Source organism: Acidovorax sp. FG42 (assembly GCF_057809195.1).
Map to the genome: position 1 here is coordinate 180,141 of NZ_JBMDJM010000009.1, position 10,724 is coordinate 190,864.

Here is a 10,724-nt window from a genome sequence, read left to right on the forward strand (position 1 = left end):
CGCAGGCTCAGAGGCTGAAAGTTTTTGAGCCAAGCCTGAAAGGCGCGCCAAAACGCCTCGGATCGAGGCGCAAAGCACAGCCATAGCTCGGGCTATGGCGAGCATTTGCAACGAAGAGCCGCGGCGTTTTGGCGTGCAAGGCGGACATGGATCAAAGACTCTCAGCCTCTCAGGCCAGCGCGCGCTGGATGATGATCTTCTGCACGTCGCTCGTGCCTTCGTAGATCTGGCACACGCGCACGTCGCGGTAGATGCGCTCCACCGGGAAGTCGTTGACCACGCCATACCCGCCCAGCGTCTGGATGGCGGCGCTGCACACACGCTCGGCCATCTCGCTGGCAAACAGCTTGGCCATGGCGGCTTCCTTCAGGCAGGGCTTGCCCGCATCGCGCAGCGCGGCGGCGTGCCAGATGAGCTGGCGTGCCGCCTCGATCTGCGTAGCGCAGTCGGCCAAGCGAAAGCCCACGGCCTGGTGGTTGAAGATGGCGGTGCCGAAGCTCTCGCGCTCTTTGGAATACGCCAGCGCCGCATCAAACGCGCTGCGCGCCATGCCCACGCTTTGGGCGGCGATGCCGATGCGCCCGCCTTCGAGTGCGCCCAGGGCGATCTTGTAGCCCTCACCTTCGGCACCAATCAGGTTCTCGGCCGGGATGCGGCAGTTGTCAAAGTTGATCTGCGCCGTGTCGCTGCTGTGCTGGCCCAGTTTGTCTTCCAGCCGAGCGACCACATAGCCGGGGTTGCTGGTAGGCACCAGGAAGGCGCTCATGCCCTTCTTGCCCGCGCCCTTGTCGGTGACGGCGATCACGATGGCCACATGGCCGTTCTTGCCGCTGGTGATGAACTGCTTGACGCCGTTGATCACGTATTCGTCGCCCTGCTTCACGGCTGTCGTCCTGAGTGCCGAGGCGTCGGAGCCCACATGCGGCTCGGTCAGGCAGAACGCGCCCAGCATCTCGCCACGCGCCAGCGGCGTGAGCCAGTCGCGTTTTTGCTGCGCGTTGCCGTAGCGCATGAGGATGGCGTTGACGGGGCAGTTGGTCACGCTGATGGCGGTGCTGGTGCCGCCATCACCGGCAGCGATCTCTTCGAGCACCAGCGCAAGCGTGAGGTAGTCCAAGTTGGCACCGCCGAACTCTTCGGGCACGCAGATGCCGTAGGCGCCCAAGGCGGCCAAGCCTTGATGGGCCTCTTTGGGGAAGTGGTGTTCCTTGTCCCAGCGCGCGGCGTTCGGCCACAGCTCGGTCTGCGCAAAGTCGCGCACCGCGTCGCGGATCATTTCCTGGTCTTGGGTCAGCAGCATGGGTTGTCTCCAGAGTCGTTGTTCAGAAATTCAAAAAGCTCACCAATGGGCAGCGCGGCGGCCATCGTGGTGCAGCAGGCGGCCCTTGTCGGCAGCGGTCACGCTGGCCAGCGTGCTGCGCAGGCCGCGCACGCTGTCTTCCACCGTCAGCGGCGCACCGCCGCCGCCCATGTCGGTCTGCACCCAGCCGGGGTCGATGGTGACCAGCGTGGCGCCAGGGTAGTCGTGCTGTGCGGCGGCCACGGCCATGTTCAGCGCGGCCTTGCTGGTGCGGTATAGCCACGAGCCGCTATTGGGCACGCTGCCGATCTGCGACATGGACGAGGACAGAAACGCAAACACGCCGCCCGCATCCGCCACCAGGGGCGCCACCTGCGGAATGGCCTGCATGGCACCCAGCACGTTGGTGTGCATGACGGCATCAAAGTCTTGCTGCGTGGGCGGGGTGAGCGCGTTGGGGCGGCGGATGACGCCGGCCACATAGAGCGCCAGGTCCAGCTTTTCGCCGTCGAGCTGCCATGCAAGGCCGCTCACGCTGGCGGGGTTGGCCACATCGACGGTGAGCGCCTCGGCGCCCAGCGCCAGCACGCGTTCGCGGCCAGCGTCGTCGCGCACGGTGGCGATCACGCGGCGCCCGGCGTCGGTGTACTGGCGCACCAGCTCCAGGCCGATGCCCCGGGACGCGCCGATCACGAGTATTGAGTTCATTTTCAAGCCCAATGTGCCGCAAGCGTTAGTACATCATGCGTTAGCAGCTATCAATTCAGGAGCGATCGAGACAACACCGCACGTTCAGGCAGACAGGTAGCCGGCGTACTCGAAATAGCCCGACCACGCGGGGTCGTACGCCACCTTCAGCTCCAGCGATGCCGCCTCGTCGCGCAGCAGCAAGGGCGCCAGCGCCTGCTTGGCCAACTGTTCGTCGCTCACGTAGTACAGCGCTTGTCGGCGCCCCGCGCGCATCAGCGTCAGCACCAGAATGCCCAGCTGCGGCACTTGCAGCACGGTGGCGGCCTGGTCCTGCAGGTCTTGCACGGCGGTCAGGGTGTCGCTGTCGGGCACGGCCAGGTCCACGGTCAGGGCGTAGGCCAGGTCGGCGCGCATGGCCACCGCGTTGGCGCTGGTGTTGACCATGACCACGCCGGTCTGGGGCGCGTCTTCGCTGTCGATGTCGTCGGGTGGCAGCTCGTTGCCGTCTTCGTCGATGGGGCAGTCAAACTGCAGCTCCAGCCCGTCCCACTCGGCCTCGCCTGTAGGGAAGTGGCCGGTGTGGCCCAGGGTCTCGGTCCAGTAGCGGTCGAACACCGGGGGCAGCTGGCTCAGCGGCACCCAGGGGGTGTGGGCATCGTCCGGCGCGCCCACAAAGTCCACCGCGCCCACCTTCACGGCAAAGTCAAATTCGCCCAGCACGTGGTCGAGCATGATGAACGCCATGTTGCGCGCGTGGTCCTGGTAGTCGCTGGGAATCTCGCGGCCAAAGCGGATCTCCAGCGCCGCCTGCCCGCCGTCCTGTTCCAGCGCCACCAGCACTTCGGCGGTGGACAGCTCGAAGCCTTCCATGCCGATGGGAAAGTCCGGCTGCGTGGTGCGCTCGCGGAACGCACGCACGCGGTAGTGCGGCAGCGCGGGTGCGGCCGCCACCACCTGCGCCACCAGCGGAAACCGTTCGATGCTGCCGTGGGCCGTGACAATGAGGTTCACCACCGCATCAGCATCGTCACCGGACATCTCCAGCGCCAGGCCTTCCAGGTGTTGATCGATCAGCGCATTGGCCGCCCCCACGCGCTCGCGCAGCGGCAGGGCCTGGAGCGATGCCTGGGCATCAGAAAACGCGCGCCAGAAGGCGCCGATGGCGGGAGAGGGAGTGGTCATCGCGGTCCTTGTACAAAGTCGGGGATCATCCCATCTCCAGCCTGTGGCCTCAGACGAGTTCCAGCGCGACGGCCGTGGCCTCGCCACCGCCGATGCACAGCGTGGCCAGGCCCTTGGTCAGGCCGCGCGCCTTGAGGGCGTGGATCAGCGTGACCATGATGCGCGCGCCGCTGGCGCCAATGGGGTGGCCCAGCGCGCAGGCGCCGCCGTTCACGTTGACCTTGTCGTGGGGCAGATCCAGCTCCTTCATCAGCGCCATGGGCACCACGGCAAAGGCTTCGTTGATCTCCCACAGCTGCACGTCACCCACTTGCCAGCCGGCCTTGGCCAGTGCCTTTTGCGTGGCGCCCAGCGGGGCAGTAGCGAACCATTCGGGCTCTTGCGCGTGCGTGGCGTGGCTCACGATGCGGGCCAGGGGCTTGGCGCCCAGCTTCTTGGCGGTGGACTCGCGCATCATCACCAGCGCGGCCGCGCCGTCGTTGATGCTGGAGCTCGACGCCGCAGTGATGGTGCCGTCTTTCTTGAACGCGGGCTTGAGCGTGGCGATCTTTTCGAGCTTGACCTTGCCGGGGCCTTCGTCCACGGACACCACGCGCTCGCCGCTGCGGTCCTTCACGGTCACGGGCACGATCTCGGCCGCGAACGCGCCGGATTCGGTGGCCGCCTTGGCGCGCTGCACGCTGGCGGTAGCAAACGCGTCTTGCTGCTCGCGGGTGAACTGGTACTTGGCAGCGCAATCTTCACCAAAAGTGCCCATGCTGCGGCCTGCTTCGTAGGCATCTTCCAGGCCGTCGAGCATCATGTGGTCAAAGATGCGGTCGTGGCCCAGGCGGTAGCCCCCACGGCCTTTTTGCAGCAGGTAGGGGGCGTTGGTCATGCTCTCCATGCCGCCCGCCACCATCACATCGTGCGTGCCGGCCAACAGCATGTCGTGCGCCATCATCGCGGCCTTCATGCCGGAGCCGCACATCTTGCTGAGCGTGACCGCGCCTGCACCCTTGGGCAGGCCGCCCTTGAAGGCCGCCTGGCGCGCGGGCGCCTGGCCCTGGCCGGCCATCAGGCAGTTGCCGAACAGCACTTCGCCCACCGCGTCGGGAGAGACACCGGCGCGCTCGATGGCGGCCTTGATGGCCGCACCGCCCAGGTCGTGCGCAGCCAGGCTGGAGAAGTCGCCCTGCAGCGAGCCCATGGGGGTGCGTGCGGCGCCGACGATGACGATGGGGTCTTGGATGGACATGGTGAAGGTCTCCTGGGTAAGGGTCAGAGGAAAAGTGGTGGGTGACAATTGGGGCTTGGCGGGCGCTCAGCCCGCCGCCGCGCGCTGCGCAAAGCGCCGCTCCGGGTCGTAAGGGAACACATCGAGCATCTGGCCGGCCTGGATGCGCTCTTTGTGCGACTGCCAGAACGCGGCGTCGAGCAAATCGGCGTGATGCTGCATGAAGACCTCGCGCACGGCGTCGTTGCCCAGCAGGAAGGGGCCGAAGGTTTCAGGGAATACATCGCGCGGGCCCACGCTGTACCAGATCTCGCCGCTCATCTCTTCTTCCTCATTGCGCGGCGTGGGCACGCGGCGGAAGTTGCAGTCGGTGAGGTACTCGATCTCGTCGTAGTCATAGAACACAACCTTGCCGTTGCGCGTGACGCCGAAGTTCTTCCACAGCATGTCTCCGGGGAAGATGTTGGCGGCCACGAGGTCCTTGATGGCGTTGCCGTATTCGATGACGCTGTGCTCCATCTGCTGGCGCGCGCGGGGGTCTGAGAGGCCGGTGTCAAACGCTTCCTGCAGGTAGATGTTGAGCGGGATCATGCGCCGCTCGATGTACAGGTGCTTGATGATCACCTCGGTCTGGCCGTCGCCATCGCGGTCGCTGATTTCGAGCTGGCTGGGGGCAAACTTCTCGATCTCGGCAATCAGCGCGTCGTCGAACCGATCGCGCGGAAAGGCCACCTCGCTGTACTCCAGCGTGTCGGCCATGCGGCCCACGCGGTCGTGCTGCTTGACCAGCAGGTACTTGGCCTTGATCTGCTCGCGTGTGGTTTCCTTCTGGTGCGGAAAGTAGTCCTTGATGAGCTTGAAGACGAACGGAAAGCTCGGCAGATCGAACACGAGCATCACCATGCCCTTGATGCCGGGCGCAATGCGGAACTGGTCGCTGGAATGCTTGAGGTGGTACAGAAAGTCGCGGTAGAACAGCGTCTTGCCCTGCTTGGCCAGGCCCAGGGCGTTGTAGATCTCGGCGCGCGGCTTGCGCGGCATGAGGCTGCGCAAGAACTGCACATAGGCGCTGGGCACCTCCATGTCCACCATGAAGTAGGCGCGGGCGAAGCTGAACAGCATCTGCATGTCGTCTTCGCCAAACAGGGCGGCGTCGATGTACAACCTGCCGCTGTCGTCATGCAGGATGGGCAGCGCAAACGGCACCTCGTGGAAGCCGTTGATGATCTTGCCCACCACATACGCGCCCTTGTTGCGGAAGAACAGGCTGGTGAGCACCTGGATCTGGAAATTGGTGCGCAGCCGCACCTTGTCGAGCCGGCCGCGCATGGCGGCCACCACACAGGCCGTGTCGCGTGGGAGGTCGGCAAACTCGCGCTGGAGTTGGAAGTTCTCGACGATAGCCTGGAAGGTGTCGCCCAGCGTCTCGCGTGTGGGGTAGTAGGCGCGGTAGGTGGGCCGCGCGGCGGGCTCGTCGTTCTCGATGTATTCGGTGCTGACCGCAGGCCGCACAAAGATGAAGTCGTTGTGGAAATGCGTGCGGTGCAGGATCTTGGTGGTGACCGAGTTGAAGAAGGTCTCGGCCAGCTCGGGCTGGTGGTGGTTCACCAGCAAGCCGATGTAATGCAGCTTGACCTGGTGCCAGACGTCCATGGGCTGCGCGCCCGCCTCGAACTCTTTCTCCAGGCGGCGCACGCATTCCTTCACCCGCAGGTCGTAGAACTCGATGCGCTCGCGCTGCGCCCGCTGCTGGCCATGCCAGTCGGCGGTTTCAAAGCGGTGCTTGGCCCGCGCGGACTCGGTGCGGAACAGCCGGTAGTGCCGGTTGAAGCCGTCCATCATGGCCTTGGCAATGCCATAGGCCTGGGGGGCATCCAGGCGTTGCGGGAACATGGTGGCAGGCATCCTTGTCAGCGCAACTGTCGCATGCGTGGGCAGGGCCGCCCTGCTTACTGCCGCCGGGTGGCGGCCACGCCGGCAATCGCTGCCTTGTACAGCGACTCCAGGCCTTCGGTGCTGTCCACCGACATGTGCAGGTTGTTGATGAGCCCGTCCTTGAGCCCGTAACACCAGCCATGCAGGGTCACCTTCTGGCCCCGACCCCAGGCGTCCAGCATGACGGTGGTCTGGGCGATGTTCACCACCTGTTCGATGGCGTTCAGCTCGCACAGCACGTCATGGCGCCACTCGGGTGCGGTGGCGGCGATCAGGTCGCGGTGGCGGTCGCGCACATCGGTCACATGGCGGATCCAGTTGTCGGCCAGACCGACGCGCGTGCCCTGCAGCGCGGCGAGCACGCCGCCGCAGCCGTAGTGGCCCACCACCATCAGGTGCTCCACCTGCAACTGGTCCACCGCATACTGGATGGTGGACAGGCAGTTGAGGTCCGTGGGCACCACCACGTTGGCCACATTGCGGTGCACGAACACTTCGCCCGGCTCCAGCCCGGTGATCTGGTTGGCGGGCACGCGGCTGTCGGAGCAGCCGATCCACATGTACTTGGGCTTCTGCTGCGCCAATAGACTGGTGAAGAAGCCTGGCCGCTCCCGCTCCATCTGGGCCGCCCAGGCGCGGTTGTGAACAAACAGGTCGTCGATGGAGGAGGGCATGGGGTCCTTGCAGTGAAAGGTTGGCGTTACGGAGAGGTCAGCAGGTTTCGGCAAACAGCTCGCGGCCGATCAGCATGCGGCGGATCTCGCTGGTGCCCGCGCCAATCTCGTACAGCTTGGCATCGCGCCAGAGGCGGCCCAGCGGATACTCGTTGATGTAGCCATTGCCACCATAGATCTGCACGCCTTCACCCGCCATCCAGGTGGCCTTTTCGGCACACCACAGAATCACACTGGCGCAGTCCTTGCGGACCTGGCGCACGTGGTCAGTACCGAGCATGTCGAGGTTTTTGGCCACTGTGTAGGCAAACGAGCGCCCCGCCTGCAGCACGGTGTACATGTCGGCCACCTTACCCTGGATGAGCTGGAATTCGCCGATGCTTTGGCCGAACTGCTTGCGGTCGTGAATGTAAGGGATCACGTTGTCCATGACCGACTGCATGATGCCCAGCGGCCCGCCGGTGAGCACGGCGCGTTCGTAATCCAGGCCACTCATCAGCACCTTGGCACCGTTGTTCACACCGCCCAGCACGTTCTCTGCGGGCACTTCTACGTCCTGGAACACCAGCTCACCCGTGTGGCTGCCGCGCATGCCCAGCTTGTCGAGCTTTTGGGCGATGGAGAAGCCCTTCATGCCCTTCTCGATGAGGAATGCCGTGACGCCGCGTGCGCCCATTTCAGGCTCGGTCTTGGCGTAGACCACCAGCGTGTCTGCGTCGGGGCCGTTGGTGATCCACATCTTGCTGCCGTTGAGCAGGTAGTAGCCGCCCTTGTCCTCGGCCTTGAGCTTCATGCTGATCACGTCGGAGCCTGCGCCGGGCTCGCTCATGGCCAGCGCGCCTACATGCTCGCCGCTGATGAGCTTGGGCAGGTACTTGGCCTTTTGGGCCTCGTTGCCGTTGCGGTTGATCTGGTTCACGCAAAGGTTGCTGTGCGCGCCGTAGGACAGGCCCACCGATGCGCTGGCGCGCGAGATTTCTTCCATGGCGACCATGTGGGCCAGGTAGCCCATGGCGGCGCCACCATATTGCTCGGGCACCGTGATACCCAGCACGCCCAGGTCGCCCATCTTGCGCCACAGGTCCATGGGGAACTGGTCGTTGCGGTCGATCTCGGCCGCGCGTGGCGCGATTTCGGCCTGTGCAAAGTCACGCACGGCGTCGCGCAGGGCGTCAATGTCTTCGCCCAGCTGGAAGTTGAGGCCGGGAAGGTTGGCAGGAATGCTCATCGGGTTTGTCTCCTCGTAAAAGGTGGGGAATGGGCAGGGCTCAGCCCTGGATGGTGTCGCGTCCGGTCACCGCCATCAGGGTGCAGCCCATGGTGGCGATCAGCTTTTCTTGGTTGCCGTCGATGGCAAAGGCGCGGCCCTCACAGACGGTGATGGTGCGGCCGGGCTTCAGCACCCGCCCTTCCATGCGGAACCGCTCGCCTTTGGCTGGGGCCAGCAGATTGATCTTGAATTCGATGGTGAGCACAGCGGCATCGGCCGCCATGAGAGTGAAACCGGCATATCCGCAGGCCGAATCCAGTGCCGTGGACACCATACCCGCATGGAGAAAACCATGCTGCTGGGTCAGCGCGGCCGCCCAGGGAAGTTCAATGTCCACAGCACCCGGCGCCACCAACCCGAGCGATGCGCCAAGCGTATGCATGGCCCCCTGCCGCGCGAAGCTATCGCGCACGCGGTCGGCAAAGTCGATGCAACGCGGCTCAAAGGGGGGCGTGCTCACTGCAGTCTCCTGATTTACGTTTACGTAAACGTCAATTATGAATCAATTTTGCTTTTCTACCTTGGCCAATAGCGACCGCGCCTCTTCTTCGTGCTCCCGCACCTCTTCCAGATTGGCCTGCAAATCGGCCATTTGCTCTTCGAGCTGTTTGCGATGAACCACCAGCACGTCCAGGAACTTGCGGAGCTGTACGCCGGTGTCACGGGGGCTGTCATAGAGATCGATGATCTCCTTGGCCTCGGTGAGAGACAGCCCCAGGCGCTTGGCCCGCAGCGTCAAGCGCAGCCGCGTGCGGTCGCGTGCGCTGTAAACCCGGTTGCGACCTGCTGCACCGGTGCGCTCTGGCTGCAACAAGCCCATGTCTTCATAAAAACGGATCGCCCGGGTGGTGAGATCGAACTCTTTGGCGAGGTCACTGATGGTGTAAGTATTGGCCATGGTGGGTGCTGCACGCAGCGCTATTGGGTTCGCACAGGAGACAGTCGTATGGCGACTGCTCTCTACAATGCATCGAGTGCATGACGTTTACGTTAACGTCAATGCTAACCCATCACACTGCCTCCATGAATCTACTCGAACACCAGATCCACTACCCGTTCGGCGACGCGCTCCCCGCCGAGGGCGCTACCCTGGAAGTCGCACCTGGAGTGCGCTGGGTCCGCATGGGCCTACCCTTTGCGCTGGATCACATCAATCTGTGGCTGTTGCGCGATCGACAGCCAAATGCAGACGGCGCGCTGGTAGACGGGTGGACCATCGTGGATTGCTGCATCGACAGCGCTGCAACCCGCGCCCAGTGGGAGCAGGTCTTTGCGAACTGCCTGGACGGACTACCCATCCTGCGCGTCATCGTGACCCACATGCATCCAGACCATATCGGGCTGGCGCACTGGCTGTGCGAGCGCTGGAATGTGCGCCTGTGGATCAGTGCCACCGATTACAACGTGGCACGCGTCGCTGTCTATGACCCACAGGGGTTTGGCGGGGAAGCGGGGGCGGATTTTTATGCGTTGCACGGTGCGCAAGACCCGTCTTTTCTGGCCCATATACGCGGTCGTGCATCGTATTTTCCAACCTTGGTCCCCGCCTTGCCGACCCGTTTTCACCGACTCATGGATGGAGACATCCTCAATATCGGTGGTCGCGCTTGGCGCTGCATCAGCGGCTATGGCCACGCACCGGAGCACATGGCATTGTTTTGCGCTGAGTTCACCACACTGATCAGCGGAGACATGGTGCTGCCGCGCATATCAACCAATGTCAGTGTCCATGCCAGTGAGCCCGAGGCCAACCCGCTGCAGTTGTTTTTAGACTCCCTGCTGCGCTATCTTGACCTTCCGGAGAGCACGTTGGTACTGCCATCACATGGCAAACCATTCACAGGCTTGGCTACGCGCATCGCACAACTCCAAGACCATCACCGGGAGCGACTTGAGGAAATACTGCAGGCGGCACGTGATCACGCCCTGAGTGCTGCGGACACCTTGGCGATTCTTTTTAAGCGCAAGCTAGACACCCATCAAATGACTTTTGCTATGGGAGAGGCCTTGGCGCATCTGCACTATCTGTGGATGGAGGGGAAGTTGGAGCGTTTTCTCGACCCGGGTAGTGTTCAAAGATTTCGCGCGGCCAGCTAGAAACAAATATCGCTACAAGCGCGTCGCATGCGTTCGTCGAGTGTCGGATAGAGACAGGGGCAGGACCTTCAATTCGGATCAGCGCTGATTGAAAGACCTGCCCTAATTCAATGGACAACGCGAGGTAGCCCAAACCAAATGATCCAGAGCTTCACCCCCGGGTAGCTTGACATATTTGGGCTCTTCAGTCGGTCTAATTAGGTAGAGGTCGACCGACTAGACCGCGTCCCCCTTGGTGCTGATTAGCACCTATTGCTGTTGGCGCGTTTTCGATGTCTGCAAAGCAAAAAACCCCAGTCATATCTGACTGGGGTTTTCTGGGCTGTAAGAGCCTGACGATGACCTACTTTCACACGGGAA

The 10,724-nt window shown here is 63.5% G+C and carries 10 protein-coding genes; 1 reads left to right on the top strand and 9 read right to left on the bottom strand.

The annotated features are described in order from the left end of the window. Window positions 1-169 precede the first annotated feature (169 nt). From ACODSM_RS11970 to ACODSM_RS12010, 9 genes are all read right to left on the bottom strand, one after another. Window positions 170-1,300: an acyl-CoA dehydrogenase family protein gene (locus tag ACODSM_RS11970; RefSeq protein ID WP_252661182.1), complete on the bottom strand. Its 1,131-nt coding sequence runs from the start codon at window positions 1,298-1,300 to the stop codon at window positions 170-172. A gap of 39 nt (window positions 1,301-1,339) precedes the next feature. After that, window positions 1,340-2,008 (bottom strand): SDR family oxidoreductase, encoded by a 669-nt coding sequence (locus ACODSM_RS11975; protein ID WP_056639048.1) that lies wholly within the window; start codon window positions 2,006-2,008, stop codon window positions 1,340-1,342. Between the two features lie 84 nt (window positions 2,009-2,092). After that, window positions 2,093-3,172, bottom strand: a complete 1,080-nt coding sequence (locus ACODSM_RS11980; RefSeq protein WP_488805405.1) for a DUF695 domain-containing protein — start codon at window positions 3,170-3,172, stop codon at window positions 2,093-2,095. 49 nt (window positions 3,173-3,221) lie between these two features. Beyond that, complete coding sequence (locus ACODSM_RS11985; protein ID WP_015015782.1) at window positions 3,222-4,409, bottom strand: acetyl-CoA C-acyltransferase; 1,188 nt, start codon at window positions 4,407-4,409, stop codon at window positions 3,222-3,224. Window positions 4,410-4,475: 66 nt separating this feature from the next. After that, the gene (aceK, locus tag ACODSM_RS11990) at window positions 4,476-6,281 is read right to left on the bottom strand and encodes a bifunctional isocitrate dehydrogenase kinase/phosphatase (RefSeq protein ID WP_488805406.1); all 1,806 of its coding nucleotides are present in this window, start codon (window positions 6,279-6,281) and stop codon (window positions 4,476-4,478) included. A gap of 56 nt (window positions 6,282-6,337) precedes the next feature. Beyond that, entirely contained in the window at window positions 6,338-6,997 is a 660-nt protein-coding gene (gene can / locus ACODSM_RS11995) for a carbonate dehydratase (RefSeq protein WP_110960356.1), read from the bottom strand. 37 nt (window positions 6,998-7,034) lie between these two features. Then, complete coding sequence (locus ACODSM_RS12000) at window positions 7,035-8,225, bottom strand: isovaleryl-CoA dehydrogenase (protein ID WP_099729197.1); 1,191 nt, start codon at window positions 8,223-8,225, stop codon at window positions 7,035-7,037. A gap of 40 nt (window positions 8,226-8,265) precedes the next feature. Continuing rightward, window positions 8,266-8,727 carry a PaaI family thioesterase gene (locus tag ACODSM_RS12005; protein ID WP_488805407.1) on the bottom strand — a complete coding sequence of 154 codons (462 nt, stop codon included), beginning with the start codon at window positions 8,725-8,727 and terminating at the stop codon, window positions 8,266-8,268. 42 nt (window positions 8,728-8,769) lie between these two features. Further along, window positions 8,770-9,165 carry a MerR family transcriptional regulator gene (locus ACODSM_RS12010; protein ID WP_015015787.1) on the bottom strand — a complete coding sequence of 132 codons (396 nt, stop codon included), beginning with the start codon at window positions 9,163-9,165 and terminating at the stop codon, window positions 8,770-8,772. A 125-nt stretch (window positions 9,166-9,290) separates the two neighbouring features. Here ACODSM_RS12010 and ACODSM_RS12015 point away from each other — a divergent pair, with 125 nt between their 5' ends. Next, window positions 9,291-10,364, top strand: coding sequence for an MBL fold metallo-hydrolase (locus ACODSM_RS12015; protein WP_488805408.1), 1,074 nt, complete (start codon window positions 9,291-9,293; stop codon window positions 10,362-10,364). Window positions 10,365-10,724: the final 360 nt, after the last annotated feature.